Origin of the sequence: Mesorhizobium sp. M7A.F.Ca.US.005.03.1.1, from assembly GCF_003997975.1 — a bacterium.
In the GTDB taxonomy this organism is placed as follows: domain Bacteria; phylum Pseudomonadota; class Alphaproteobacteria; order Rhizobiales; family Rhizobiaceae; genus Mesorhizobium; species Mesorhizobium ciceri.
In genome coordinates this window covers 19,310-44,282 of sequence record NZ_RZRO01000059.1, presented here as the reverse complement: position 1 = coordinate 44,282, position 24,973 = coordinate 19,310, and the positions used below count along the sequence as shown (strand labels likewise).

Genomic DNA, 24,973 nt, shown 5'->3' with positions numbered 1-24,973 from the left:
GATCGGCGACGTCGCCATCACCAAGGACATGATCCACAACATCGCCGCCTTCCCGCTGGCAATCCCGCTGATCGCGGGTCCCGGCGCCATTTCGGCAACTGTGCTGCTCTCAGGTTCCTTTCAAGGCTTCGCGGCGCAGGCGGCGCTGGTCGGCATCATCTTCGTCTGCCTTGCCATCACCTATCTGGTGTTCGTGCTGTCGGAACGCATAGACCGCATCCTCGGCCAGACCGGCCGCTCGATCCTGACCCGCCTGCTCGGCGTCATCCTGGCAGCACTGGCCGTGCAATTCGTCGCCGACGGCATCAAGGCGCTGATAGCGGGCTGACAGGCTGACGCGGCGAGAATCGAAGCCGGCTCTATCTCGCCGTCGTGTCGACGACCTCGAAATCGTGGGTAATCGTGGCGGTCTTGGCAAGCATCGCGGAGGCCGAGCAATATTTTTCGATCGAAAGGTCGATCGCGCGTTTCACCTTGTCGCTGGAGAGTTGCCTGCCCTTGACGACGAAATGCATATGAATGCGGGTGAACACTCTGGGTTCGGTTTCCGCCCGGTTGGCCTCGAGCTCGACCACGCAGTCCTCGACCGCCTCGCGCCCCTTTTCGAGGATGTGCACGACATCATAGGCCGAACAGCCGCCGGTGCCGATCAGCACCAGCTCCATCGGGCTCGGTCCCGGCGTCCTGCCTTCCGGTCCGGGCGCGGTTCCCAGCACCAGTTTGTGGCCGCTACCGGACTCGCCGACGAAAGTGCGTTCCTCGACCCATTTTACGCGTGCTTTCATCGAACTCGTCCTTCGCCATATTTCGTTGATCGCCATGTCGGCGTTCAGTTCGACAATGCAAAACCCCGAAAGTCCATGAGGGACTCTCGGGCGCAATGTTTGACTTAAGCCAAAAACAACATCTGCAGTTGCGATCAGAACGGGATTTCGTCGTCCAGTTCGCGCGACGAACCGCCACCGCCGCCGCTCTTGGCACCGCCGCCACTGCGATTGAAGCCTTCGCTCGGGCTGGACTGGCCGAAATCGGAACCACGGCTGCTGCCGCCACCGGCATAGCCGCCAACCTGGCCGCCTTCACCCTGCCCGCGCGCGTCGAGCATCTGCAGCTCACCGCGGAATTTCTGCAGCACGACTTCCGTCGTGTACTTGTCGGCGCCGGTCTGGTCCTGCCATTTGCGCGTCTGCAGCTGGCCCTCGACATAGACCTTCATGCCCTTCTTCAAATACTGCTCCGCCACCTTGGCGATGCCCTCATTGAAGATGACGACGTTGTGCCATTCGGTCTTTTCCTTGCGCTCGCCGGAATTCTTGTCACGCCAGCTTTCCGACGTCGCAATGCGAATGTTGACGACCGGCTCGCCCGAGTTGAGGCGACGGATTTCGGGATCCGCGCCGAGGTTGCCGACCAAAATGACCTTGTTGACGCTACCCGCCATGATATTTCTCCGCGCTCATCCGAAACAAATTTTTTTGTCGCAGCACCTTACAGGCTGCAGGCGTCAGCCGCTTGCCGTGGCTGCCTTTACCCACAAGGTTTTTGTTCCCTGTTCGTTCTATGGTGCAGATGACGTTCTGTCAATGTTTGTCAGCAAGATGTAGTGTCCCGGCCGGAAATTTCCATGAAATCGGATCTGACCGGGGGCGATCAAATGAAGTCTGTCGCACATGAGGACCAGCAGCGCGAGCAATGGCGAGCAGGTGTGGAAACACGCATGCATGTGTCGGCCAGCAATGGTGCATCGCAACTTTGCATATTCGAGCAATGGGTCGAGCCCACGGTCGGCGCCCCAACGCATTGGCATCCCGTGGAGGAAGTGCTGACCGTTATCGCCGGTAGGGCTGAGATGTGGATCGACGATGAGCATACAGTCGTGACATCGGGCCAGTCTCTCGTTGTCCCCGCGAACAGGAAACACGGGTTCAAGAACGCCGGCACTGGAACGCTTCACATCCACGCCGTCCTTGCGTCGCCGATTTTCGAGGCGACGTTCGATGGGCCTGCCGGAATGGTGAGACGCTGGCTTCCGACAATCTCGTAAAACAGTGCTTGCCAAATCAATAAGTATTCACTTATGCTTTCGACATGATCGAAGCAGAGATTTTTCGCGCACTGGCCGACCCGACGCGCCGCGCCGTCTTTGAGCGGCTGGCCGCAGGCGAGATGAGCGTGTCGGAATTGCGCACCGGTATGACGGTGTCGCAGCCCGCGGTGTCGCAGCATCTGGCGGTGCTGCGTGGCGCCGGCCTGGTGGTCGAGCGGCGAGCCGGCCGCAACGCCTATTACCGCGCCGATCCGCAGGGGCTCGCTCCCTTGCTCTCCTGGATCGAACGCTACCGGACTTTCTGGCCGGAACGCATCGAAAGGCTGAAGGCGGTTTTGAAGGACATGGATCAATGAAGAAGGCGGGATCAACGACCAACGAGGGCCAAATCGACGCCGCGGATGCGCTCGAGTTCGAGTACGACCTTGCCGAGCCGCCGGAAAAGGTCTGGCGGGCCCTGACCGTACCGGAATTGCTGGCCGCCTGGATGATGCCGAACGACATCAGCCTCGAGATCGGCAACCGTTTCGCCTTCGCCCGGCCGGACACGCCGATCGAATGCGAAATCCTCGACGCCGAACCCGAGAAGCTGCTGCGCTATTCCTGGCGGGAGCAGCCGGGCGACGCAGCCAGGCAGGATCCGCTCGACAGTACCGTCACCTTCACACTTGCCCGAACCGTTTCCGGCGGCACGCATCTGCGTGTCGTCCATGACGGCTTTGCCCGCAAGGCCATGCCTGCCATCGCCATGGCAGGCGCCGGCTGCCGTCTTTCGCTCGGTTTGCGCGCAATTGGAAAGCCCATCGCCGCGAACGCACCGCGCCTTCTGCGCGCGGCATAATAGAAAATCGGAGAAGAAAAATGAGCGGTGTTGCCAGTCTGGTGCCGATGGTCATCGAGCAATCGAGCCGCGGCGAACGCGCCTTCGACATCTTTTCGCGGCTGCTGCGCGAGCGCATCATCTTCATCAACGGCGAGATCAACGACGACATCTCGGCGCTGGTCTGCGCGCAGCTTTTGTCGCTGGAATCGGACAATCCGGACAAGGAGATCTCGCTCTACATCAACTCGCCGGGCGGCGTGGTGACCAGTGGTTTCGCCATCTACGACACGATGCAATATATCAGCTGTCCGGTGTCGACCGTATGCATGGGCTTTGCCGCTTCGATGGGCTCGTTCCTGCTGATGGCAGGCACACCGGGGCGCCGGATTTCCCTGCCGAACGCCACCATCCTGCTGCATCAGCCGCTGGGCGGGTTTCAGGGCCAGGCCTCCGACATCCAGCGCCATGCCGAGCGCATCGGCAGGACGAAACGGCACATGGCCGAGCTCTACGCGCAGCATTGCGGCCGTACCTATGAAGAGGTCGAGCGCACGCTGGACCGCGACCACTTCATGACCGCCCGCGAGGCGCAGGCATGGGGCATCGTCGACCATGTTTTCGACACGCGCAAAAAGGCGGCGTAAGCCAGGGCCGGAGCGGAGTCCGGCCGGCTGCCGAAGATTTGACGATGCCGGTCTGGTTCCATGGGCGGCGCGCCACTATAGTCCTGGGATGACCGACACTCATCCTTCCAGACCACTGCGCCCCGTCATCGCCGTCGTGGTGCTCGCTTTTGCCAGTCTCGTGAGTGGCGCGGCTCTTGCAGAGGACAGTTCGCCGTCGACGCAAAAAAGCGCCCTGCCCGGCGTGACCGGCGACTACCGCATCGCCAAGCCGGCTCCCGAGCCGGACGATGCGCTGCCGGCCGGCGAGAACGGCACATTCAAGATCGGCGATACGGATGTCAGGATTTCCGGCAGCATCACCGTCGATGTCGGCGCCGGCTCGATCGGGCCGCCGCGTCACTGAGTGCGCGCGGAAATGAGCGTTCCCCACAAAAAACGGCCCCGCCGTGCCTTGGGCAAACGGACGGGGCCTTCTGGATCTCAAATCCAACTTTGCCGGGAGTGTACTGCCGGCGTTTGATTTCGGATGCACCGCGGCGTTCGGCCGACGATCCGACTAGCAGTCTCTGATTTTTAGGAGATATGGCAGGTCACGGTTTGCCGGGTGGCGCAGACGCTAAACCCTGGCACTTATGCCTGCCGCGGCTCCAGTGACAACTGGAACCCTAGGGGACGATCCGGTGGCGTCATAGCTCCGCTCCTCTGTCCGTTGCGATTGTTGTCAATTCGAAGCACAAATCGCAAATGCCTGCGGCGTCTCGCAGGCCGCCTTTGGGCGGCGAGGCCATCGAAAGACGGCCGGCTTCGTTGACTTCCGGAGACTGCGCTCCTGGGTTGCCCGCGTCAACCATCAATAGCCGGTTACCGAAAAACGTGATCGCCGGGAGGTTACGTACAAGTCAGTTTTTGCACAGCTTTGTCAGGAGCGTGTTCGGCCTTTGTTCTTTCCGCTTGCCCGTTCACGCGAAAGACGCTTAAACGCTTTTGTCGGGAATTGTGGCGTCTCTCGACGTGGCGGCAAAACTACCTACATAGGGGATGGCCGGGAAAACCCGCCATTCCAGGAAATTCCAGATTCTGAGGCGGCGACCGGCTATGGCCGACCATAAATATCTTTCCATTCGCGGGGCGCGCGAACACAATCTGAAGAATGTCGATCTCGACCTGCCGCGTGACAGCCTGATTGTCATGACCGGCCTGTCGGGGTCCGGCAAGTCATCGCTTGCCTTCGACACGATCTATGCCGAGGGCCAGCGGCGCTACGTCGAAAGCCTGTCGGCCTACGCGCGGCAATTCCTCGAAATGATGCAGAAGCCTGACGTCGACCAGATCGACGGCCTGTCGCCTGCCATTTCCATCGAGCAGAAGACCACATCGAAGAACCCGCGTTCGACGGTCGGCACCGTCACCGAGATCTACGACTATATGCGCCTGCTTTTTGCGCGCGTCGGCATCCCCTATTCGCCGGCCACCGGCCTGCCGATCGAGAGCCAGACGGTTTCGCAGATGGTCGACCGCGTGCTGGCGATCGAGGAAGGCACGCGCCTGTTCATCCTGGCGCCGATGGTGCGCGGCCGCAAAGGCGAGTACCGCAAGGAATTGCTGGAACTGCAGAAGAAGGGCTTTCAGCGCGTCAAGGTCGACGGCGTCTTCTATGAGATCGCCGACGTGCCGGCGCTGGACAAGAAGTACAAGCATGACCTCGATGTCGTCGTCGACCGCATCGTCGTGCGCGGCGACCTCGCGACGCGGCTTGCCGATTCCATCGAAACGGCGCTGAAGCTGGCCGATGGGCTGGCGGTCGCCGAATTCGCCGACAAGCCGCTCGATTCCAGCCAGACCGGCGAGGATTCGGTCAACAAGTCGAAGAACGAGACGCATGAGCGCATCCTGTTCTCGGAAAAGTTCGCTTGCCCGGTCTCCGGCTTCACCATTCCGGAAATCGAACCGCGGCTGTTCTCGTTCAACAACCCGTTCGGCGCCTGCCCGACCTGCGACGGTCTCGGCAGCCAGCGCGCCATCGACGGCAATCTGATCGTGCCGGATGAAAACATCTCGCTGCGCGACGGCGCCGTCAGCCCGTGGGCGAAGTCGACCTCGCCCTATTACGCGCAGACGCTGGAGGCATTGGGCAAGGCCTATGGCTTCAAGCTCGGCGACAAGTTCAAGGATTTGTCTGAAGAGGCCAAGGAAGCCGTCCTGCGCGGCACCGGCGAGCGCGAGATCACCTTCCAGTATGATGACGGCCTGCGCTCCTACAAGACGACGAAAACTTTCGAAGGCGTCATCCCCAATCTCGAGCGGCGCTGGAAAGAGACCGAATCCGCCTGGATGCGCGAGGAGATCGAGCGCTTCATGTCGGCCACACCCTGCCCGGTCTGCAAGGGCTATCGGCTGAAGCCCGAGTCGCTGGCGGTGAAGATCGCCGGCAGGCACATCGGCGAAGTCACCGAGCTTTCCATCCGCAAGGCCGACCAGTGGTTCACCGACCTGCCCGCGTCGCTCAACGACAAGCAGAACGAAATCGCGGTGCGTGTGCTCAAGGAAATCCGTGAACGGCTGCGCTTCCTCAACGATGTCGGGCTCGACTATCTGACGCTGTCGCGCAATTCCGGCACGCTGTCGGGCGGCGAGAGCCAGCGCATCCGGCTGGCATCGCAGATCGGCTCCGGCCTGACCGGCGTGCTCTATGTGCTGGACGAGCCGTCGATCGGCCTGCACCAGCGCGACAATGCGCGCCTGCTCGATACGCTGAAGCACCTGCGCGACATCGGCAACACGGTGATCGTCGTCGAGCATGACGAGGACGCCATCCTGCATGCCGACTATGTCGTCGACATGGGCCCGGCCGCCGGCATCCATGGCGGCGAGATCATCGCCCAGGGCACGCCGCAGCAGGTCATGGCCAATCCCAATTCGATCACTGGCAAATATCTGTCGGGCGCGCTCGAAGTGGCGACGCCCGGCGTGCGGCGTGAAGCGAAGAAGAACCGCCGCATCAAGATCGTCGGCGCGCGCGGCAACAATCTGAAGAACGTCACCGCCGAAATCCCGCTCGGCACCTTCACCGCCGTCACTGGCGTGTCCGGCGGCGGCAAGTCGACCTTCCTGATCGAGACGCTGTTCAAGGCCGCCTCGAGACGCATCATGGGCTCGCGCGAACATCCGGCCGACCACGACCGCATCGAGGGCCTCGAATTCCTCGACAAGGTCATCGACATCGACCAGTCGCCGATCGGCCGCACACCGCGTTCAAACCCGGCCACCTATACCGGCGCCTTCACGCCGATCCGCGACTGGTTCGCTGGCCTGCCGGAGGCCAAGGCGCGCGGCTATCAGCCGGGACGCTTCTCGTTCAACGTCAAGGGCGGCCGCTGCGAGGCCTGCCAGGGCGACGGCGTCATCAAGATCGAGATGCACTTCCTGCCCGACGTCTACGTCACCTGCGACGTCTGTCACGGCAAGCGCTATAACAGAGAGACGCTCGATGTCCTGTTCAAGGGCAAGTCGATCGCCGACGTGCTCGACATGACGGTCGAGGAAGGCGTCGATTTCTTCGCCGCGGTGCCCGGCGTGCGCGACAAGCTCGACACGCTGAAGCAGGTCGGCCTCGGCTACATCCATATCGGCCAGCAGGCGACAACGCTGTCCGGCGGCGAGGCGCAGCGCATCAAGCTGGCCAAGGAACTGTCGCGCAAGGCGACCGGCAAGACGCTCTACATCCTGGATGAGCCGACCACTGGCCTGCATTTCCACGACGTTGCCAAACTGCTGGAAGTGCTGCACGAACTGGTAGACCAGGGCAACACGGTGGTGGTCATCGAGCACAATCTCGAAGTGATAAAAACCGCGGACTGGGTGCTCGACCTCGGCCCCGAAGGCGGCGACGGCGGCGGCGAACTGGTCGCCTCCGGCACGCCGGAAGCCATCGTGCGCGAAAAGCGCAGCTACACCGGCCAGTTCCTCAAGGAGCTTCTGGAGCGACGTCCCGGAGGCAAACGCGAAGCGGCGGAGTGATCGACCGGTTGGCGCCTGGAGAGCTCTGGAGAGCTTTTGAATGACAATCAGAAGAGCGCTTGCCGGTGATCTCCAAACCGTCGTCTCGCTGACGGAAGCGGCCTATGCGCCTTACATCGCGCTGTTCGGCGCGCCGCCGATCCCGGTCACCGAGGACTATGCGCCGCGCATCGCGCGCGGCGAGGTCTGGTTGCTGGAAAGTGGCGGCGAGCTTGCCGGGCTGATCGCGCTGGAGCGACATGACGACCACGCGATGATATTCTCCGTCGCGGTCTCCCCCGACTTTCAAGGCAAGGGCTTCGGCATTGCGCTGCTGAAACACGCGGATGAGCAGACCCATCTCTGGGGTCTGCCAGAAGTGCGGCTCTACACCAACGCCAGGATGGAGCGGAACATTGCGCTCTATCTTGCCTATGGTTTCCACGAAACGGGTCGCCGGCCCAATCCCTACCGGCCAGGATGGGTGCTCGTCGACATGATCAAAACCGTCGATCAGATTACCGCGGCCTGATCTTTTTCTGCATTGGGAGGATGACAATGAGCACATCGGGAACAATCCGCGCCGGCATGGGCGGCTGGACCTTCGAACCCTGGGATACGTCCTTCTATCCCGACAAGCTTTCCAAGGCCAAGCAGTTGAACTACGCCACTCGCCAGGTGCCGAGCATCGAGGTCAACGGCACCTACTATTCCAGCTTCAAGGAGCCGACCTTCGTCAAATGGGCCAGCGAAGCGCCGGACGGCTTTGTCTATTCGCTGAAGGGCAACCGCTTCGTCACCAACCGGCGCGTGCTGGGCGAGGCCGGCGAATCGATGATGCGCTTCCTTGGCTCCGGCGTGGCGGCGCTCGGCGAAAAGCTCGGGCCGATCCTGTGGCAGTTCGCGCCGACCAAGAAATTCGATCCGGACGATTTCGAAGCCTTCCTGAAGCTGCTACCGGAAAAGCAGGACGGCGTTGCGCTGCGCCATGCGCTCGAAGTCCGCAACGACAGTTTTGTCGTGCCGGAATTCGCAGCACTTGCCCGAAAATACAAGGCCGCGATCGTCTACGCCGACCATGCCAAATATCCTGATATCGCCGACATCACCGCCGATTTCGTCTACGCCCGACTGCAGACCGGCAGCGATGACAATCCCGACTGCTATACGCCGAAAGGCCTCGATGAATGGGCCGCGCGGGTAAAGACCTGGGCGCAAGGCAAGCAGCCGGCCGACCTGCGGCGCGCCGACCCCGCCACCGATGCGCCGGTCAAGCCGCGCGACGTGTTCGTTTACTTCATCACCGAGGGCAAGGTGCGCGCGCCGTTCGGCGCCATGGCACTGATGAAGCGAGTGGACCAGGGTCAACCGGTGCCCTGACGCAGCGGAATCATGGCATCTTCGCCACCGTCGTAACCTTATCGATACCTCCTTGCTGCATGAATCCAGCCAGACCAGTCGCAGATCTGGGCCGCCACGGGCAAGGACGAGGGGCATGTCGCTCGACTACACTTCACTTCTCCTGGCTGTCGGTTTTTCCGCGGCCTGCCTGAGCCTGACATTGTTCGGCATGTGGCTGACCGCTCGCTCGGAGAAATTCCTGCTGACATGGGCGATCAGCCTGGTGTTCGTGGTCGGCGATATTTTTGTCTATGACGCTTATATCGACATGCCCGGGCGCCTGCTGGGCATCGCCACGCTGGCTTTCCTCCTGCTCGGTTTCTCGACAATGCTGGGCGCGGCCTACCAGTTTAGAACCGGCGGCTCGCCAGTGCCCCGAACTGTACTTGGCAGCGCCATTTCGCTGGCCGTGACGTTGCCTCCCATGGCTCTAGGCTATGACGGGCTGGGCTTCATGTTCGAAAATGCCTTCGCCGCCTTGCTTCTGTTCGCAACGGCGGTCGAATACTGGAAGGGCCGCGACGAAGCCCCTGCCCTGACGATCGGTATCACCGCGCTCTATTCTGCCACGGCCGCATCCTTCGCTCTCTGCGCCATGGTTTTAGCCTTGGATGGAAAGCTGGTCCTTGGACATGCGCCAAGCAACTGGGCCGAGGAACTGAGCCTCATCATCGTCATCGCCAGCATGACCGGGATTGGAGCGCTTTCCCTGGCCCTGAATCAGGGACGCTTGGCCCGGCATCACCGCCACAATGCCCTGACCGACCCGCTGACCGGCCTGCTCAACCGCCGCGCCCTGTTCGACCTGCACGGCGATGCGCCGGTCGGCGCCTTCACGGCGGTGGTCGTCTTCGATCTCGACAACTTCAAGGCCATCAACGACGAATTCGGCCACGCCGCCGGTGATGAAGTGCTGAGGGTGTTTGCACGGGAACTCGCCAGCAATCGCCGCCCGGCCGACGTCGCCGCGCGCATGGGCGGCGAGGAGTTCGCGCTGGTGCTGAAGCGGACCTTGCCCGAAACGGTGGAGGCCACCGCCGAGGCCATACGGGCAGCTTTCGCCGCGCACCGCATCGAAACCGAGACAGGCTCGCTGATATGCACCGTCAGTGCCGGATTTGCTTTCGGCACCAAGGAAGGCCTCGGCTTCGACAAGGTGCTCAACGCCGCCGACAAGGCGCTCTACGACGCCAAGCGCGGAGGCCGTAACCGCGTCACCGCGTCTCCGTTCAGGCGCGCAAGCTAATCGCGCAACACCGGCCTCTGATCGTGGGGAGACGAATGCGGCTCCTAGGCCGCCATGACAATCTCATTGAAGGTATCGAGATCGACATAGAAGACCTTGGTGATCTCCTCGATCAGATCGTCGTAGTCGCAGCCCTGTGATCTCAAGATATTGATGGCAGCGATGATGTCGACGCGTTCGGTAAGCCGCCGCTTCTGGTAATCCTCGACGTAACGTTCCATGGCTGTCCTTTAGCCTGTGTGCCCAAACGCGTTTGAACGACAGAGATCGCAGGAGGGAAGCTAGGCAGCCTTGCTTGCGTGAAACTTGCCCGGCATTGGCCGTGGTCCTCGATCTGCGATAACCAGACTGATACGGAAGCGGCCGACTCACAAAGCCATGGAAAAGACTAGCACGCGATATTGAGCGTGCCAGAGACGCAGGTGATCGGATGGAGAAATATTGGACTTGGCAAGAACTTCGGATCGCCAACTGAAGTTCACCGCCAATTCTAGACGGTAAGGAACTTCCGCACATCAGCCCGGTCTAAATCTTCAGCCGGGCCGGTATGGACGATCACGCCCCGGTCCATGATGTTGACCTCGTCGGCGAGCTCGCGGCAGAAATCGAGATATTGTTCGACCAAAAGCACGGCGATGCCCGCCTGGTCGCGCAGATAGCGGATGGCGCGGCCGATGTCCTTAATGATCGACGGCTGTATGCCCTCGGTCGGTTCATCGAGCACGAGCAGTTTCGGCCGCATCACCAGCGCCCGCCCGATGGCGAGCTGTTGCTGCTGGCCGCCGGAAAGATCGCCGCCGCGACGGCCGAGCATCTGCTTCAGCACAGGGAACAATTCGAAGACATGCGCCGGAATGTTGCGGTCGGCTCGCCTCAGCGGCGCAAAGCCTGATTCCAGGTTCTCCCGCACGGTGAGCAGCGGAAAGACCTCCCTGCCCTGCGGTACGAATGCGATGCCCGACCGGGCGCGGTCATACGCCGCGCTCCGGTCGAGCGCCTTCCCCTCGAAGGCAACGCTTCCGCTCGTCAGCCGGTGGTGGCCGACGATCGATCTCATCAAACTGGTCTTGCCGACGCCGTTGCGGCCGAGCACGCAGGTGATCTTGCCGGCGCCCGCCTTCAGCGATACGCCGCGCAGCGCCTGGGCGGCGCCGTAGTGCAGCGTGGCATTGGAAACTTCGAGCATGTCAGCGCCGTCTCCAGAACCTGAGAAACGACAGATCGAAGTGATGGAACTGAACCCGCCAGACCATGCTCATCTCCCCAGATAGACTTCGACGACACGCTCGTCGGCCGACACGAAATCGAGTGTGCCTTCCGAGAGCACCGAGCCCTCGTGCAGGCAGGTGACCTTGACGCCGAGCTCGCGCACGAAATGCATGTCGTGCTCGACGACGATGACCGAATGGTCGCGGGCGATATCCTTGAGCAGCCGCGCGGTTTCCTCGGTCTCGGCATCGGTCATGCCGGCGACCGGCTCGTCAACCAGAAGCAGTTTCGGGTCCTGCGCCAAGAGCATGCCGATCTCCAGCCACTGCTTTTGCCCATGGCTGAGATTGGCCGCCAGTTCGTCACGCTTGTCGCCAAGCCGGATGATGCCGAGGATGTCATCGATCTGCCGCGTCTCGGCGGCCGAGCGGCGGTGAAACAGCGCCGGGAAGATCGAGCGAGGACCCTTCAGCGCCAGCATCAGGTTTTCCTCGATCGTGTGGCTTTCGAAGACGGTCGGCTTCTGAAATTTACGGCCAATGCCCATCATTGCGATCTCGGCCTCGTCGTGCTTGGTCAGATCGACTTGGCCGTCGAAGAACACTTCGCCCTCGTCGGGCCGCGTCTTGCCGGTGACGATGTCCATCATCGTCGTCTTGCCGGCGCCGTTGGGGCCGATGATGGCGCGCATCTCGCCCTTGTCGAGCACCAGCGACAGATTGTTGATGGCGCGAAAGCCGTCGAAGGAGACCGAGACGCCGTCGAGATAAAGGATCGTGTTCGACTTTGACATGGTCGCTCACTCCGCCGGCTGTGGTTCGGGGTTGCTGGCGGACCAGTCACCTGGCTTTCTTGCTTCACTGCGAACGATTTTCGCCGGCGGCGAGACATCGGCATCGGTGCCGGCTTCCTCGGCAATCGAAGCAGCTCGCAACGCCTTGGCGTTGCCGCGCCAGCTGTCCCACATGCCGATGATGCCCTTGGGCAGCAAAAGCGTGACGGCGACGAATAGTCCACCCAGTGCAAACAGCCAGAACTCCGGCAGTACGCCGGTGAACCAGGATTTTCCGGCATTGACCAGCAACGCACCGATGATCGGCCCGACAATGGTGCCGCGCCCGCCGACAGCCGCCCAGACGACGACTTCAATCGAATTGGCCGGCTCGAATTCACCAGGGTTGATGATGCCGACCTGCGGCACGTAGAGCGCACCGGCTATGCCGGCCATGACGGCCGAGACGGTGAAGGCGAACAGTTTCACGTTCTCCGCCCGCCAGCCGAGAAAGCGCGTGCGGCTCTCGGCATCGCGTACCGCCATCAAGAGCTTGCCGTATTTTGAGCCGACGATCGCCCAGGTGACGAAGACGGCAAGTGCCAGCATCACCGCGCTGGCGGCAAACAGCGCCGAGCGCGTCGCGTCGGCCTGCACGTTGAAGCCCAGAATATCCTTGAAATCGGTCAGGCCGTTGTTGCCGCCGAACCCCATATCGTTGCGGAAAAAGGCAAGCAGCAGCGCATACGTCATCGCCTGGGTAATGATGGAGAGATAAACGCCGGTGACGCGGCTGCGGAAGGCGAACCAGCCGAAGACGAAAGCCAGCAGGCCAGGCACCGCGAGCACCATGAGGCCGGCGAACCAGAAATGGTCGAAGCCATACCAGAACCATGGCAGTTCCTTGTAGTTCAGGAACACCATGAAGTCGGGCAGGACGGGATTGCCATAGACGCCGCGCGAGCCGATCTGACGCATCAGATACATGCCCATTGCATAGCCGCCGAGCGCGAAGAAGGCGCCGTGGCCGAGCGAAAGGATGCCGCAATAGCCCCAGACCAGGTCGAGCGCCAAGGCAAGCAGCGCATAGCAGAGATATTTGCCGGTCAGCGCGACGATGTAGGATGGGATGTAGAAGGCGCTGGTAGGAGACACCGCAAGGTTGAGCAACGGCACGATGACGGCCACCGCCAGCAGGATGGAGATCGTAATGGCGATGCGGCGGTCCGCGCCGGCGGCAAAGAAGCGTCCCGTGATCATGCTTCCACCGCCCTCCCCTTGAGCGCGAACAGGCCGCGCGGGCGTTTCTGGATGAACAGGATGATCAGCACCAGCACGACGATCTTGCCGAGCACCGCGCCCGCATAAGGCTCGAGGAACTTGTTGACGATGCCGAGCGAGAAGGCGCCGACCAGCGTGCCCCACAGATTACCGACGCCGCCGAAGACAACGACCATGAAGCTGTCGATGATGTACCCGCGGCCGAGATTGGGCGAGACGTTGTCGATCTGGCTCAGCGCGACGCCGGCAATGCCGGCAATGCCGGAGCCGAGCGCGAAGGTCAGCGCGTCGACCCACGGCGTCCTGATGCCCATCGAGGCAGCCATGCGCCGGTTGGCGGTGACGGCGCGCATCTGCAGGCCCCAGGGCGTGCGCTTCATCACGTAGAGCAGGATGCCGAAGACAGCGAGCGCGAAAACCAGGATCCACAGGCGGTTCCAGGTGATCGCCAACTGTCCGACATTGAACGAGCCCGACATCCAGGATGGGTTGCCGACCTCTTGGTTGGTCGGCCCGAAGATTGAGCGCACGGCCTGTTGCAGGATCAGCGAGACGCCCCATGTCGCCAGCAGCGTTTCAAGCGGCCGGCCATAGAGGAAGCGGATGACACCGCGCTCGATGATCAGGCCAACCAGGGCCGCGACGAGAAACGCGAGCGGCAGTGCGATGACCAGCGACCAGTCGAACAGGTCCGGGAAGGATGTACGGATCACCTGCTGGACGACGAAGGTCGTGTAGGCGCCGAGCATTACCATCTCGCCATGCGCCATGTTGATGACGCCCATGACGCCGAACGTGATGGCGAGGCCGATTGCCGCCAGCAGCAGCACCGAGCCCAGCGAGATGCCGTACCAGACGTTCTGCCCGGCGTCCCAGAAGGCCAGCGTCGAATTGATGTTGGCGATCGCGGCTGTCGCCGCTTGCCTAACCGCGTCGGTGGAATTCGCCACGACCGAAGTGAGCAGCGAAACAGCATCGCGATCGCCCCGTGCCCCGATAAGCGCGATGGCGGCGAGCTTGTCGGCTTCGGGCCGATCCGAGACAAGAACTGACGCGGCACGGGCCTGTTCGAGCAGAGCCTTGACGCTGGCCACGGCCTCACCGGCGATCGCCGTATCGAGGGGGCGATATTTGCGGCGTCAGGTGTCTTGAACATGGTGTCGGCGGCGGCGATGCGAACAGCCGGATCCTTGGCGCCGAGCGTCAGCGTGCCCAACGCATCGCGGATGACGCGACGCAGCGTGTTGTTGACCTTGATCTTGGTGATGCCGTCCTTGGCCGCCTCACCCGATGCCTCCCCGCTCAACGGGTCGGAAAGCTGGACGCTCTCGCCCGCTTCCTTGCCGACAAACACCAGGGAATCGGCCTTGCGGACATAGAGGTTGCCGTCGGCAAGTGCCGCAAGCGGCCGCTCCACCGCCGGGTCGCCAGCGGCTGCCAGTTCGTGGACGACGGCTCCGATCTCGGAAAAGCCCTTGGCCGTGGCGAATTTGGCGATGATGCCGCGCAGATCGGTTTCGCCAGCGCCCGATGACGACAGTGTCGCCAGCAGGAACAACAGCATCAAACCCGTGCGGATTAAGGTCATCGGTTTCTGGTAACCCCTGAAGGTTGAAGTGGGCGTCCGGACGGCGGAGGAAGCCGTCCGGACGCGCGCGGTCTGACTGGGTCAGCCCTGGGAGGGATCAGTTCGTGCCCTTGCCGCCGCACTTGCCGGTGGCAACATTAAAGTTGCCGCAGGACAGAGGCGCGCGCCAATCCGAGATCAGGTCCTTGGAATCAGGCAGATAGTCGGACCATTCGTCGCCCATCACCAGGCCCGGCGTGCGCGACACGGTCTCGAACTGGCCGTCGGCCTGGATTTCGCCGATCAGCACCGGCTTGGTGATGTGGTGGTTCGGCATCATCGTCGAATAGCCGCCGGTCAGGTTCGGCACCGACACGCCGATCATGGCGTCGATGACCTTGTCCGGATCGGTGGTGCCGGCCTTCTCGACCGCCTTCACCCACATGTTGAAGCCGATATAATGGGCCTCCATCGGGTCGTTGGTGGTGCGCTTGTCGTTCTTGATGAACTTGTGCCAGTCGGCGATGAACTTCTTGTTCTCGGGCGTATCGATGCTCTCGAAATAGTTCCAGGCGGCGAGATGGCCGACCAGCGGCGCGGTGTCGAGACCTGCAAGCTCTTCCTCGCCGACCGAGAAGGCCATGACCGGAATGTCCTCGGCCTTGATGCCCTGGTTGCCGAGTTCCTTGTAGAACGGCACGTTGGCGTCGCCGTTGACGGTCGAGACGACGGCGGTCTTCTTGCCGGCCGAACCGAACTTCTTGATCGCCGAAACCTCGGTCTGCCAGTCGGAGAAGCCGAACGGCGTGTAATTGACCATGATGTCTTCAGCCGCCACACCCTTGGCCTTCAGATAGGCCTCGAGGATCTTGTTGGTGGTGCGCGGATAGACGTAGTCGGTGCCTTCCAGCACCCAGCGCTTAACCGAACCGCCGTCCTCGCTCATCAGATAGTCGACCGCCGGGATCGCCTGCTGGTTCGGCGCCGCACCCGTGTAGAACACGTTGCGCTCGCTCTCCTCGCCCTCATACTGGACCGGATAGAACAGGATGTTGTCGAGTTCGGAGAACACCGGCAGCACCGATTTGCGCGACACCGAGGTCCAGCAGCCGAACACCGCCGCAACCTTGTCCTTGGAGATCAGTTCGCGCGCCTTTTCGGCAAACAGCGGCCAGTTGGAAGCCGGATCGACGACGACCGCCTCGAGCTTCTTGCCGAGCAGGCCGCCCTTGGCGTTCTGCTCGTCGATGAGCATCAGCATGGCGTCCTTCAGTGTCGTCTCCGAAATCGCCATGGTCCCCGAGAGCGAATGGAGAATGCCGACCTTGATCGTGTCGTCGGCGGCCTTGGCCGGAGCCGACATCAACAGGCCGGCGGCGACCGCACCAGCCGAAAACATTTTTGTTATTGTCGAGAAATTACCCCTCATATTACGGACTCCCAAGCTAGTTGATTGCACTGCAACACTACAATGCAACCCCCATGCCAACCGCTCCAGCGATCCCGAAAGGGTACAAATAGTTCATAGATATCAGCGCCTTGGATATAGCGGCTTCCAAAACAAAGAGAGCCGGCCAGAAATCGATTGAGGGAAATTTGCGCAGCTTACACAGTTTTTGCCTAATTTTCGCTCATTCTCTGAGGCTGCCTAGATTTTGATCTCAATAGCGGCGCCTTGGGCGACCGATGTTGCGGCGCGGTGCAAAAATAGGGCAAGCTCGCTCTTCAAACGAGCGACGTCATGATTTCAGGGATTTCACGCTTTTTCATCGGCATACTGCTTCTGGCCGCAGCAACCGGAGCCGCGCGAGCCGATTTCAGCGATGGCAAGATGCCTGACGGCACCTATCATTGCGAAGTGTACCTGCTTGGCATGTTCCTCAGCCTCGGCGACATCACCATTAAGGGGAACGTCTACAGCGGCCCTGTCTACACCAGCCTCGGCGTCTTCGGCCCCGCTCAGCAAGGGTACAACTACCAAATGGATGCGAACGGCGTGATTTCCTGGCTGGGACCACTGGGCGGCTACACCGCCGGCGGCAACTCGCTGTCGCTGACCCAGGCGACGCTGGACGGCGAAACCGTGCCCTCCTTCGACATCATCATGAAGCAACCCGACGGCGCCTTCACCGCATCGACCTGCACCAAGCAATAAGGCGGCAAGAAAAAGGCGCGGAACCTTGCGGGTTCCGCGCCAGCAGTCCGTCGGGAGGATGTGACTAGATCGTCTTTGCCGACATCTGCGCGGCGATGTAGTCGGCCTGGCGGATCGCCAGCGACACGATCGTCAGGGTCGGGTTTTCAGCGGCCCCGGTAGTGAACTGGCTGCCGTCCGACACGAACAGGTTCTTGATGTCGTGCGCCTGGCCGTGCTTGTTGACGACCCCGTCTTCCGCTTTCTCGCTCATCCGGTTGGTGCCGAGATTGTGAGTCGACGGATAGGGTGGCGTCGGGAAGGTGCGGGTGGCGCCGACCGCATCGTAAAGTGCCGTAGCCTGTTTGTAGGCGTGGTTACGCATCGCCGTGTCGTTCGGATGGTCGTCGAAATGCACGTCGGCGATCGGCATGCCGTGCGCGTCCTTCTCGTCTGCATGCAGCGTGATGCGGTTCTCCGCGCGCGGCATGTCCTCACCGACGATCCACAGGCCGGCCATGTGGTCGTAGTGATCGAGTGCGGTGGTGAACGAGCGCCCCCAGGCGCCCGGATCGAGGAATGCGGCCATGAACGGCAGGCCGAGCGACAGCGTCTCGAACTCGTAGCCGCCCACGAACCCACGCGACGGATCATGCCGCGCCTCGTCGCGGATGATGCCGGCCATGGTGGTGCCGCGATACATATGCACCGGCCTGTCGAAGATGGCATAGACCGAGCCGGTGGTGTGGCGCATGTAGTTCTTGCCGACCTGGCCCGACGAGTTGGCAAGCCCATCGGGGAATTTTCCCGACGCCGAATTGAGCAGCAGCCTTGGGCTCTCGATCGAGTTGCCGGCAACCGCGACGATGCGCGCCTTCTGCTCCTGCAGCTTGCCGTCCTTGTCGGCGTAGACGACGCCGGTCACCTTTCCGCTGGCGTCGTGGTTGATCTTGATCGCCATGGCATTCGGCCTGACTTCGAGATGGCCTGTCGCCTCGCCCTTGGGGATCTCGGTGTAGAGCGTCGACCATTTGGCGCCCCATTTACAGCCCTGGAAGCAGAAGCCGGTTTGCTGGCAGGAATTACGATCGTCGCGATCGACCGAGTTGATGGCCATGTTGCCGGTGTGGCATTCCTTGTAGCCGAGCTTGTCGGCGCCGGCCTTCAACACCTTGAAATTGTTGTTGCCCGGCAGCCGCGGCCAGTCATTGGTGCCGGTGACGCCCATCTTGGCCTCGGCCTTGGCGTAGTAGGGCTCCATCTCGGCCAGCGTGATCGGCCAATCGAGCAGGTTGGCGCCTTCCAGTTTGCCATAGGTCGAGAGCGTCTTGAACTCGTGCTCCTGGAAGCGCAGCGAGGCTCCCGCCCAATGCGTGGTCGAACCGCCGACCGACTTGACGACCCAGGCCGGCAGGTTCGGAAAATCCTTTGCCACGCGCCAGTCGCCGGACGTGGTGCGCTTGTCGGTCCAGGCGAGCTGGGCGAACGAACCCCACTCGTCATTGACGAAATCCTCGTATTCGTGGCGCGCGCCGGCTTCCAGGATGACGACGTCGACACCCTTCTGGGCAAGTTCGTTGCCGAGCGTGCCGCCGCCGGCGCCCGAACCGATGATGACGACCACGCCGTCGTTGTTCAGATCAAATGAAGCTGCCATGGTTTCCTCCCATGATTTCTGTTTGCGGGTTCAGGAACGACGGGGCTCAGAGCCACTCGATGTCGTCGAAACCGCGCGCGATGTAGCCGCCCTTGGAATAGGACTCGCCCTCGTAGCCGAAGATCGGCCACACCTCTTTCTGGTTGTAGAGGCCGACCACAAGGCCGCCTCTGATGGCCTGGAAAAACGGCGTCGCCTCGATCTGCTTCAGCATCGCGACCCGCTGGTCCTCCCAGCCAAGGCCGCGATAGCCGCCGCCACCGGATTTCTTGTCGAGGTCGGCGATGCCATCCTCGAGCATCGCCTTGTAGGCGGCGTCCTTGCCGGCCTGCTCGTCATGACCTTTCACGGCAATGGCGTAGTATTTGTCCGGCACCTGATCGTGCGGATAGATGTCGCGCGCCATCTGGATCAGCGTCGCCATGGTTTCGGGCTTGAGTGCCGATGTCTCGAGCCCCCAGGCATGTTCAGGACTGATGACGGCGCTACCGGAGATGACGAGCAGCGCGCCGATGCCGCCGCGTTTGAGAAGCTCGCGACGTGAAAGCCCGGGCTTCGCGTCATAGATCGTGACCATTTTATTCCTCCCTGCTTGCTATGTGCACTGTTGAGAGTGCGTTTGCTGGCGCCGCACCTGCCGGCGCGACTGCTATGTCTCCTATTGGAAGCGACCTCCGCGCTGCAGAACCTCGATCTTGTAGCCGTCGGGGTCCTCGATGAAGAAAAAGCGGGCGATCAGCGATCCGTCGCGGTTGAACTCGACGATCTTCTTCGGATTCAGGCCAAGCGCACCGAGACGGTCATGTTCGCTGTCGAGGTCGGCGACGGAGACAGCGAAGTGACCGTAGCCGTCGCCGAGCCCGTAAGCTTCCTGCCGATCCTTGTTCACGGTCAGTTCGAGCTCGAACCCTGCCTCGGCATTGCTGAGGTAAAGGAGCGTGAACGTCTCGAAATCCAGCCTGTCGGCGACATTGAGCCCGAAGGCGTTTCTGTAGAAATCGACCGATCGGGTCTCGTCGAGAACCCGGATCATACTGTGGATCGCCTTGGCCAAATTAGTCTCCGCGCTGGTGTGGAGGCGATTATGCGCGGCGCGGACAAAAGGTGGTGGCAGCCGGTTACCACGCCCGCAGCCGCGAACGGGACGAAAGTCCGATTGCCGGACCGGCAATTTTGCCCGAGAATACGTGTGGGGACAGGTCAAGCAGTATCAAACTGCACGCCGTCCACCCAAGACCAACAATCATGGGAGGTTTGTCGGATGTGCAGGGTGTTTGCGGGCCAGGACCCCGAAGGCTATCGCCAGATCAACCGCTCGATTCGCATCGACGGTCACTCGACCAGCATCCAGCTCGAAGCGACGTTCTGGGCGTTGCTTGACGAGATCGCCGAAAACCAGAACCTGACGACGCCGAAATTCATCTCCAAGCTCTATGACGAAGCCATAGAGATCAACGGCGCCATCCCGAACTTTGCGTCGATGCTGCGCACCACCTGCGCGCTCTATCTGCGCGGCCATCGGCCGGGGATGGATGAGCAGATGGTGCCGAAGCGGCAGGCCGCTTAGCGCATTGCGCTCAGCTTAGTTCTTGCGCGAGCCCTATGAGAAGCCCTCCGGGCCCTCGAATGTAGCAGAGCCGATACACGTCTCTATACTGGACAACTTCGCCTTCGAGCCGCGCACCGCGATTGCGGAGCCTTTCAAGCGTCCCGTCAATGTCGTCCACGGCGAACATGACGCGGAGGTAGCCGAGGGCGTTAACCGGGGCGTTGCGGTGATCCGAGACGACAGGCGGCGTGAGGAAGCGGGACAGTTCGAGCCGGCTGTGGCCGTCCGGCGTCCGCATCATGGCAATCTCGACGCGTTGATCGCCCAGTCCAGTGACACGTCCGGCCCATTCTCCTTCGATCGTGGCCCGCCCTTCGAGCTCAAGGCCGAGCTCGCCAAAGAAACCAATCGTCTCTTCGAGGTCATCGACGACGATTCCTATGTTGTCCATCCGTTTGAGCGCCATGTGTTCAGTCTACAAGGCGTCGTCCAGGTCGTAAACTCATTAGGCTGCTTGCCAGCTGAGCAGGTATGATCAAGGGGTCCGAAACGCCTCGTGATACGTCGCGGTGGCGCCCTGGTGTCGACCACTACCTCGAACGCCAGCCGGTCTGTGGCTGTCCCTGATTCATGCCTGATGGCACGATGCTGTTTCTATCGGTCCAGTATCCGGCCGCGTATGCCAGGACGCTCTGCAAGAGGCGACGCTGCAGCCCAAGTTCCGGGCGAAAACCGGCTTCCAACAGCACAAGCAGACCTGGTCGACAGTAGACCAAACCCTCGCTAACGATTTTGTGATGTGGTTGACGAGGTCATTTTCATCTCGCAGTCTATCGGCATTCGATCTGCGGCTTAACCTAACTATCGTTGTCATGAATACTTGGGCATCACTTCCCAAGCGCGCTCTCTTATTTTTGAGATTCCTAATATGAACCGTCGCAACCCTGTCCGAATGAATCGGCGTCTTTTCCTGTCCTCGGTCGCAATGTTTACGGCAACCGCGACATCGGCCGGTTTTGCGCGATCGTTCTCGGGCACTTTGCCCTGGACGCCAATGGCATCCGATCCACCGACGCAGGTCGTGGCAGGCGGCTGGCACTTTTTCTCGGCCCAGGAAGCAGCCCTAGTCGAGGCGATCGTCGACCGCATCATTCCGGCCGACGAGCTCAGCATGGGCGGCAAGGAAGCCGGTTGCGCCGTCTATATCGACAGGCAGTTGATGGGGGCGTTCGGTGCGTCGAGCCGGCTTTACACGCAAGGCCCGTTTCTGCCTGGACTGCCCACCCAGGGCTATCAGGGCGAGGCCAATCCGGCGCAGCGTTACCGCACCGGGCTTGCCGCCATCGACGCTTTCCTGAAACAGCGGGACGGCAAGACATTCGTCGAGCTCGCACCGGCCGAACAGGATGCCTTCCTGACGGCTATGGAGGCCGGGAAGGTCGACCTGCCCAATGGCGTCAAGGGGCCGGGTTTCTTCGGGCTTCTGCTGCAGAACACCATGGAGGGGTTCTTTGCCGACCCCGTCTATGGCGGCAACAAGGACATGGTCTCGTGGCGCATGCTTGGTTTTCCAGGCGCCCGCTACGACTACCGCGACCATGTCAGCAAACACAATCAGCCATATCCGCAGCCGCCTGTCTCGATCATCGGGCGCCCCGAATGGCTCGGCAAAGGCGCCTGATCATGACCAAGATACTGCCTCGCAAAGACGTCGTGATCGTCGGCCTCGGCTGGACGGGATCCATTCTGGCCCACGAATTGACCGATCAGGGCCTGGACGTGGTGGCTATAGAACGCGGCCCCTGGCGCGATACGGCAACCGATTTCAACATCGGCTACGCGCAGGATGAGTTGCGCTACAGCATCCGGCGCGACCTCTTCCTGCAGCCCGCCTTGGAAACCATGACGGTGCGCAACGACCCGTCGCAGAAGGCGCTGCCGATGCGCGATTTCGGCTCCTTCCTCCCCGGCAACGGCGTCGGCGGCGCCGGCGTCCACTGGAACGGCCACACCTGGCGGTTCTGGGATTCAGACTTTCAGATAAAGACCAATCTGACCAAGAAATATGGTGCATCGAGAATCGCCGATCTCCAGGTCGAGGACTGGGGCGTGACCGGCGCGGAGATGGAGCCCTATTACGACCAGTTCGAGTATCTGGCAGGCATCTCGGGCAAGGCCGGCAATATCAAGGGGCAGTTGCAGGAAGGCGGCAATCCGTTCGAGGATCCAAGGTCGCGGGATTATCCGAACCCGCCGATGCAGATGACCTACGCGCCAACCCTGTTCGCCGAGGTCGGCCGGTCGATCGGCCTGCATCCCTTCCCGACCCCATCCGCCAACATGTCGCGGGCCTATGTCAACCCGCTCGGCATCGCCATGGGTCAATGCACCTATTGCGGATTCTGCGAACGCTTCGGCTGTGCCAACTATTCGAAGTCGAGCGCCCAGACCACCGTCCTTCCGGTGCTGATGAAGAAGTCCAATTTCGAAGTCCGCACCGACAGCGAGGTACTGCATGTCGATCTGGCTCCCGGAGGCAAGTCGGCGCGCGGCGTGACCTACGTCGATACCTCAGGCGAGGAGTACTTCCAGCCGGCCGATCTGGTGCTGCTGTGCGCCTACGGCCTGCACAATGCCCGGCTGATGATGCTGTCCGGCATCGGCAAGATCTACGACCCCGGCAGCGGCGAAGGAACGGTTGGGCGCAATTACTGCTACCAGACAAACGCCGGCGTGCAGGTGTTCTTCGACGACAAGAACTTCAACCCGTTCATCGCCGCAGGCGCGCTCGGCCAGACGATCGACGATTACAATGGTGACGCGTTCGACCACGGCGCGCTGGACTTCGTCGGCGGTGCGGGCATCAACTGCATTCCCACCAACGGGCGCCCGATCGGAACCAGGCCGACCCTGCCCGGCACGCCGAAATGGGGCAGCGCCTGGAAGAAGGCAACGGTCGAGGGCTACAAGAGCACGCTTGGCTACTCGTCCCAGGGAAGCAGCTACGCGACGCGCAACAACTACCTCGACCTCGACCCGACCTACAAGGACCGTTTCGGGCGGCCGCTGATGCGCATGACGTTCGATTTTCCCGACAACGACATCCGCATGTCGAACTATGTCTGCGACCGGATGGAGGAAATCGCCAAGGCGCTCGGCGGAAAGCAGTACGCCGTCAGCCGCCGCAAGAAAGGCTGGGACAGCGTCCCCTACCAGAGCACCCACAATACGGGCGGCGCCATCATGGGAACGGACCCGAAGAAGAGCGCGGTCAACACCTTCCTCCAGAGCTGGGACGTCCCCAATGTCTTTGTCATCGGTGCGTCGGCCTTCCCGCAGAATGCCGGCAAAAATCCGACAGGAACGGTCGGCGCGCTCGCTTTCCGCGCCGCCGATGCCATCCGCAATCAATATCTGCGCAATCCCGGTGCACCCCTGGTGCAGGCATGAACAAGCTCGTTCTCACGCTCGCCATCGGTGCTGCGGCCCTCACTGGCGGCCCGGCATGGAGTGCCGACCAGGCGGACCAGATCATACGTGGACAGTATCAGGCGGTGCTCGGCGACTGTGCAGGCTGTCATACGCGAGCCGAGGGCAAACCGCTGGCCGGCGGCCTGCCGCTCGAAACGCCGTTCGGCGCGCTTGTGCCGCCCAACATAACGCCTGACCGCGAGACGGGCATCGGCAGTTGGTCGGAAGCCGACTTCCGCAGCATGATGAAGTCAGGCATCGGCCACAATGGTGTGCGGCTCTACCCCGCAATGCCCTACCCCGCCTATACCAGGATGAACGATCGGGACATTTCCGACTTGTGGGCCTATCTGACGACGGTTCAACCGGTATCGAACAAGGTCGAAGCCAATCAGCTGCCGTTCCCGTTGAACATCCGGCTGGCGATGCTGGGCTGGAATGCCCTCAACTTCACCGAAGCAAGCTTTCAGCCGGATCCCTCCAAGTCGGCGGAGTGGAATCGCGGCGCTTATATCGTCCAGGGCGCGGGCCATTGCGGCACCTGCCACTCGCCCAAATCTTTCCTTGGCGCCGATAAGGACAGCGAGTTCCTGCAAGGTGCCTCCCTGCAGGGCTGGTTTGCCCCCGACATCACCAACAATGCGCAATCGGGCCTGGGCAAGTGGTCGGAAGAGGATTTGGTGAAATACCTCAAGACCGGCGTCAATGCGCATTCGATTGCCTCCGGTCCGATGGCGGAGGCCATCGAGAACTCCACGTCGAAAATGACCGATCCCGATCTCAAGGCGGTTGCAGTCTACCTCAAGAGCCTGGGCTCGGATGTCGACAGCGCCCAACCGGCAAAGCCTGACGCAACACGGATGACCGCGGGCGAGGCAATCTATCGCGACAATTGCTCGGCCTGCCATGGTGGAGATGGTGCCGGGTCAGGCGCGCTTTTCCCTTCCCTTGCCGGCAATTCGATCGTCGCGCAGGGCAGTTCCGAAACACTGGCACGGCTCGTCCTTGCCGGCAGCCAGGCCGTGCACACGGCCGATGCACCGACGACGCCCGCCATGCCTTCCCTGGCCTGGCGCCTGAAAGACCAGGAGGTCGCCGACGTCTTGACCTATGTGCGCGCCAGTTGGGGCAACGCGGCTCCTGCAGTCTCGTCCGGCGATGTCGCTGCCGTACGCAAGGGATTGACCCAGTAGA

26 protein-coding genes and 1 pseudogene are annotated in these 24,973 nt (G+C 61.8%); 15 read left to right on the top strand and 12 right to left on the bottom strand.

The window, feature by feature from the left end; translation table 11 throughout:
* The coding region (locus EN990_RS22555) for a MarC family protein (protein WP_164766143.1) at positions 1 to 328 on the top strand (328 nt) is incomplete at its 5' end.
* Positions 329 to 359: 31 nt separating this feature from the next.
* Here the strand turns inward: EN990_RS22555 and EN990_RS22550 are convergent.
* Together EN990_RS22550 and EN990_RS22545 are read right to left on the bottom strand one after the other, a co-directional pair.
* A complete protein-coding gene (locus tag EN990_RS22550) occupies positions 360 to 785 on the bottom strand; it encodes an OsmC family protein (RefSeq protein ID WP_127368977.1) in 426 nt (141 codons plus the stop codon).
* A gap of 134 nt (positions 786 to 919) precedes the next feature.
* Positions 920 to 1,441: a single-stranded DNA-binding protein gene (locus EN990_RS22545; protein ID WP_063167936.1), complete on the bottom strand. Its 522-nt coding sequence runs from the start codon at positions 1,439 to 1,441 to the stop codon at positions 920 to 922.
* A gap of 183 nt (positions 1,442 to 1,624) precedes the next feature.
* On the opposite strand from EN990_RS22545, the gene EN990_RS22540 reads away from it, so the two are divergent.
* The 9 genes from EN990_RS22540 to EN990_RS22500 all read left to right on the top strand — a co-directional run bounded on the left by EN990_RS22540 (position 1,625) and on the right by EN990_RS22500 (position 10,139).
* On the top strand, positions 1,625 to 2,044 hold the full coding sequence (locus EN990_RS22540; protein ID WP_013531835.1) for a cupin domain-containing protein: 420 nt from the start codon (positions 1,625 to 1,627) through the stop codon (positions 2,042 to 2,044).
* Between the two features lie 44 nt (positions 2,045 to 2,088).
* Positions 2,089 to 2,403: a metalloregulator ArsR/SmtB family transcription factor gene (locus EN990_RS22535; protein WP_013531836.1), complete on the top strand. Its 315-nt coding sequence runs from the start codon at positions 2,089 to 2,091 to the stop codon at positions 2,401 to 2,403.
* Positions 2,400 to 2,888 carry an SRPBCC domain-containing protein gene (locus EN990_RS22530; RefSeq protein ID WP_127367158.1) on the top strand — a complete coding sequence of 163 codons (489 nt, stop codon included), beginning with the start codon at positions 2,400 to 2,402 and terminating at the stop codon, positions 2,886 to 2,888. Before EN990_RS22535 ends, EN990_RS22530 begins: the two co-directional genes overlap by 4 nt.
* Positions 2,889 to 2,908: 20 nt before the next feature.
* Complete coding sequence (locus EN990_RS22525; RefSeq protein WP_063167934.1) at positions 2,909 to 3,514, top strand: ATP-dependent Clp protease proteolytic subunit; 606 nt, start codon at positions 2,909 to 2,911, stop codon at positions 3,512 to 3,514.
* Between the two features lie 88 nt (positions 3,515 to 3,602).
* Entirely contained in the window at positions 3,603 to 3,899 is a 297-nt protein-coding gene (locus EN990_RS22520) for a hypothetical protein (RefSeq protein WP_063172078.1), read from the top strand.
* Between the two features lie 692 nt (positions 3,900 to 4,591).
* Positions 4,592 to 7,513: an excinuclease ABC subunit UvrA gene (gene uvrA / locus EN990_RS22515; protein WP_063167932.1), complete on the top strand. Its 2,922-nt coding sequence runs from the start codon at positions 4,592 to 4,594 to the stop codon at positions 7,511 to 7,513.
* Positions 7,514 to 7,553: 40 nt separating this feature from the next.
* Entirely contained in the window at positions 7,554 to 8,024 is a 471-nt protein-coding gene (locus EN990_RS22510; RefSeq protein ID WP_127370558.1) for a GNAT family N-acetyltransferase, read from the top strand.
* Positions 8,025 to 8,050: 26 nt separating this feature from the next.
* The gene (locus tag EN990_RS22505) at positions 8,051 to 8,872 is read left to right on the top strand and encodes a DUF72 domain-containing protein (protein ID WP_127385406.1); all 822 of its coding nucleotides are present in this window, start codon (positions 8,051 to 8,053) and stop codon (positions 8,870 to 8,872) included.
* Positions 8,873 to 8,987: 115 nt separating this feature from the next.
* Positions 8,988 to 10,139, top strand: a complete 1,152-nt coding sequence (locus tag EN990_RS22500; protein ID WP_013531843.1) for a GGDEF domain-containing protein — start codon at positions 8,988 to 8,990, stop codon at positions 10,137 to 10,139.
* Between the two features lie 44 nt (positions 10,140 to 10,183).
* On the opposite strand, the gene EN990_RS22495 is transcribed toward EN990_RS22500, so the two are convergent.
* From EN990_RS22495 to urtA, 6 genes and pseudogenes are all read right to left on the bottom strand, one after another.
* Positions 10,184 to 10,360, bottom strand: a complete 177-nt coding sequence (locus EN990_RS22495) for a hypothetical protein (protein ID WP_013531844.1) — start codon at positions 10,358 to 10,360, stop codon at positions 10,184 to 10,186.
* A gap of 269 nt (positions 10,361 to 10,629) precedes the next feature.
* The gene (urtE, locus tag EN990_RS22490) at positions 10,630 to 11,325 is read right to left on the bottom strand and encodes an urea ABC transporter ATP-binding subunit UrtE (RefSeq protein ID WP_013531845.1); all 696 of its coding nucleotides are present in this window, start codon (positions 11,323 to 11,325) and stop codon (positions 10,630 to 10,632) included.
* 69 nt (positions 11,326 to 11,394) lie between these two features.
* On the bottom strand, positions 11,395 to 12,141 hold the full coding sequence (urtD, locus tag EN990_RS22485; RefSeq protein WP_013531846.1) for an urea ABC transporter ATP-binding protein UrtD: 747 nt from the start codon (positions 12,139 to 12,141) through the stop codon (positions 11,395 to 11,397).
* Between the two features lie 6 nt (positions 12,142 to 12,147).
* Complete coding sequence (gene urtC / locus EN990_RS22480) at positions 12,148 to 13,380, bottom strand: urea ABC transporter permease subunit UrtC (RefSeq protein ID WP_027161511.1); 1,233 nt, start codon at positions 13,378 to 13,380, stop codon at positions 12,148 to 12,150.
* A pseudogene (urtB, locus tag EN990_RS22475) lies at positions 13,377 to 14,989 on the bottom strand (urea ABC transporter permease subunit UrtB). The gene urtC and the pseudogene urtB overlap by 4 nt, the downstream one beginning before the upstream one ends.
* Before the next feature lie 97 nt (positions 14,990 to 15,086).
* On the bottom strand, positions 15,087 to 16,397 hold the full coding sequence (urtA, locus tag EN990_RS22470; RefSeq protein ID WP_013531849.1) for an urea ABC transporter substrate-binding protein: 1,311 nt from the start codon (positions 16,395 to 16,397) through the stop codon (positions 15,087 to 15,089).
* Between the two features lie 312 nt (positions 16,398 to 16,709).
* Between urtA and EN990_RS22465 the strand changes: the two genes are divergently transcribed.
* On the top strand, positions 16,710 to 17,123 hold the full coding sequence (locus EN990_RS22465) for a hypothetical protein (RefSeq protein ID WP_027161509.1): 414 nt from the start codon (positions 16,710 to 16,712) through the stop codon (positions 17,121 to 17,123).
* A 64-nt stretch (positions 17,124 to 17,187) separates the two neighbouring features.
* Here EN990_RS22465 and EN990_RS22460 read toward each other — a convergent pair whose 3' ends face one another.
* The 3 genes from EN990_RS22460 to EN990_RS22450 all read right to left on the bottom strand — a co-directional run bounded on the left by EN990_RS22460 (position 17,188) and on the right by EN990_RS22450 (position 19,813).
* A complete protein-coding gene (locus EN990_RS22460) occupies positions 17,188 to 18,759 on the bottom strand; it encodes a GMC family oxidoreductase (RefSeq protein WP_127385404.1) in 1,572 nt (523 codons plus the stop codon).
* Between the two features lie 46 nt (positions 18,760 to 18,805).
* The gene (locus EN990_RS22455; protein WP_024503522.1) at positions 18,806 to 19,336 is read right to left on the bottom strand and encodes a hypothetical protein; all 531 of its coding nucleotides are present in this window, start codon (positions 19,334 to 19,336) and stop codon (positions 18,806 to 18,808) included.
* Between the two features lie 81 nt (positions 19,337 to 19,417).
* On the bottom strand, positions 19,418 to 19,813 hold the full coding sequence (locus tag EN990_RS22450) for a VOC family protein (RefSeq protein ID WP_027161507.1): 396 nt from the start codon (positions 19,811 to 19,813) through the stop codon (positions 19,418 to 19,420).
* A gap of 207 nt (positions 19,814 to 20,020) precedes the next feature.
* On the opposite strand from EN990_RS22450, the gene EN990_RS22445 reads away from it, so the two are divergent.
* Positions 20,021 to 20,326 (top strand): ribbon-helix-helix domain-containing protein, encoded by a 306-nt coding sequence (locus tag EN990_RS22445; protein WP_063167926.1) that lies wholly within the window; start codon positions 20,021 to 20,023, stop codon positions 20,324 to 20,326.
* Between the two features lie 10 nt (positions 20,327 to 20,336).
* Here the strand turns inward: EN990_RS22445 and EN990_RS22440 are convergent, their stop codons facing one another.
* Positions 20,337 to 20,774 carry a VOC family protein gene (locus EN990_RS22440; protein WP_024503525.1) on the bottom strand — a complete coding sequence of 146 codons (438 nt, stop codon included), beginning with the start codon at positions 20,772 to 20,774 and terminating at the stop codon, positions 20,337 to 20,339.
* A gap of 588 nt (positions 20,775 to 21,362) precedes the next feature.
* On the opposite strand from EN990_RS22440, the gene EN990_RS22435 reads away from it, so the two are divergent.
* The 3 genes from EN990_RS22435 to EN990_RS22425 are packed head-to-tail and all read left to right on the top strand — an operon-like array spanning position 21,363 to position 24,972.
* Entirely contained in the window at positions 21,363 to 21,989 is a 627-nt protein-coding gene (locus EN990_RS22435) for a gluconate 2-dehydrogenase subunit 3 family protein (protein ID WP_224619294.1), read from the top strand.
* A 2-nt stretch (positions 21,990 to 21,991) separates the two neighbouring features.
* Positions 21,992 to 23,758 carry a GMC family oxidoreductase gene (locus EN990_RS22430; RefSeq protein WP_127368695.1) on the top strand — a complete coding sequence of 589 codons (1,767 nt, stop codon included), beginning with the start codon at positions 21,992 to 21,994 and terminating at the stop codon, positions 23,756 to 23,758.
* Entirely contained in the window at positions 23,755 to 24,972 is a 1,218-nt protein-coding gene (locus EN990_RS22425; protein WP_127367115.1) for a cytochrome c, read from the top strand. Before EN990_RS22430 ends, EN990_RS22425 begins: the two co-directional genes overlap by 4 nt.
* Position 24,973 lies beyond the last annotated feature (1 nt).

Excerpts from the sequence above, each read along its gene's own strand:
- EN990_RS22550 (WP_127368977.1), bottom strand. The coding sequence starts at position 785 with ATGAAAGCACGCGTAAAATGGGTCGAGGAACGCACTTTCGTCGGCGAG.
- EN990_RS22545 (WP_063167936.1), bottom strand. The coding sequence starts at position 1,441 with ATGGCGGGTAGCGTCAACAAGGTCATTTTGGTCGGCAACCTCGGCGCG.
- EN990_RS22540 (WP_013531835.1), top strand. The coding sequence starts at position 1,625 with ATGAAATCGGATCTGACCGGGGGCGATCAAATGAAGTCTGTCGCACAT.
- EN990_RS22535 (WP_013531836.1), top strand. The coding sequence starts at position 2,089 with ATGATCGAAGCAGAGATTTTTCGCGCACTGGCCGACCCGACGCGCCGC.
- EN990_RS22530 (WP_127367158.1), top strand. The coding sequence starts at position 2,400 with ATGAAGAAGGCGGGATCAACGACCAACGAGGGCCAAATCGACGCCGCG.
- EN990_RS22525 (WP_063167934.1), top strand. The coding sequence starts at position 2,909 with ATGAGCGGTGTTGCCAGTCTGGTGCCGATGGTCATCGAGCAATCGAGC.
- EN990_RS22520 (WP_063172078.1), top strand. The coding sequence starts at position 3,603 with ATGACCGACACTCATCCTTCCAGACCACTGCGCCCCGTCATCGCCGTC.
- uvrA (WP_063167932.1), top strand. The coding sequence starts at position 4,592 with ATGGCCGACCATAAATATCTTTCCATTCGCGGGGCGCGCGAACACAAT.
- EN990_RS22510 (WP_127370558.1), top strand. The coding sequence starts at position 7,554 with ATGACAATCAGAAGAGCGCTTGCCGGTGATCTCCAAACCGTCGTCTCG.
- EN990_RS22505 (WP_127385406.1), top strand. The coding sequence starts at position 8,051 with ATGAGCACATCGGGAACAATCCGCGCCGGCATGGGCGGCTGGACCTTC.
- EN990_RS22500 (WP_013531843.1), top strand. The coding sequence starts at position 8,988 with ATGTCGCTCGACTACACTTCACTTCTCCTGGCTGTCGGTTTTTCCGCG.
- EN990_RS22495 (WP_013531844.1), bottom strand. The coding sequence starts at position 10,360 with ATGGAACGTTACGTCGAGGATTACCAGAAGCGGCGGCTTACCGAACGC.
- urtE (WP_013531845.1), bottom strand. The coding sequence starts at position 11,325 with ATGCTCGAAGTTTCCAATGCCACGCTGCACTACGGCGCCGCCCAGGCG.
- urtD (WP_013531846.1), bottom strand. The coding sequence starts at position 12,141 with ATGTCAAAGTCGAACACGATCCTTTATCTCGACGGCGTCTCGGTCTCC.
- urtC (WP_027161511.1), bottom strand. The coding sequence starts at position 13,380 with ATGATCACGGGACGCTTCTTTGCCGCCGGCGCGGACCGCCGCATCGCC.
- urtA (WP_013531849.1), bottom strand. The coding sequence starts at position 16,397 with ATGAGGGGTAATTTCTCGACAATAACAAAAATGTTTTCGGCTGGTGCG.
- EN990_RS22465 (WP_027161509.1), top strand. The coding sequence starts at position 16,710 with ATGATTTCAGGGATTTCACGCTTTTTCATCGGCATACTGCTTCTGGCC.
- EN990_RS22460 (WP_127385404.1), bottom strand. The coding sequence starts at position 18,759 with ATGGCAGCTTCATTTGATCTGAACAACGACGGCGTGGTCGTCATCATC.
- EN990_RS22455 (WP_024503522.1), bottom strand. The coding sequence starts at position 19,336 with ATGGTCACGATCTATGACGCGAAGCCCGGGCTTTCACGTCGCGAGCTT.
- EN990_RS22445 (WP_063167926.1), top strand. The coding sequence starts at position 20,021 with ATGTGCAGGGTGTTTGCGGGCCAGGACCCCGAAGGCTATCGCCAGATC.
- EN990_RS22440 (WP_024503525.1), bottom strand. The coding sequence starts at position 20,774 with ATGGCGCTCAAACGGATGGACAACATAGGAATCGTCGTCGATGACCTC.
- EN990_RS22435 (WP_224619294.1), top strand. The coding sequence starts at position 21,363 with ATGGCATCCGATCCACCGACGCAGGTCGTGGCAGGCGGCTGGCACTTT.
- EN990_RS22430 (WP_127368695.1), top strand. The coding sequence starts at position 21,992 with ATGACCAAGATACTGCCTCGCAAAGACGTCGTGATCGTCGGCCTCGGC.
- EN990_RS22425 (WP_127367115.1), top strand. The coding sequence starts at position 23,755 with ATGAACAAGCTCGTTCTCACGCTCGCCATCGGTGCTGCGGCCCTCACT.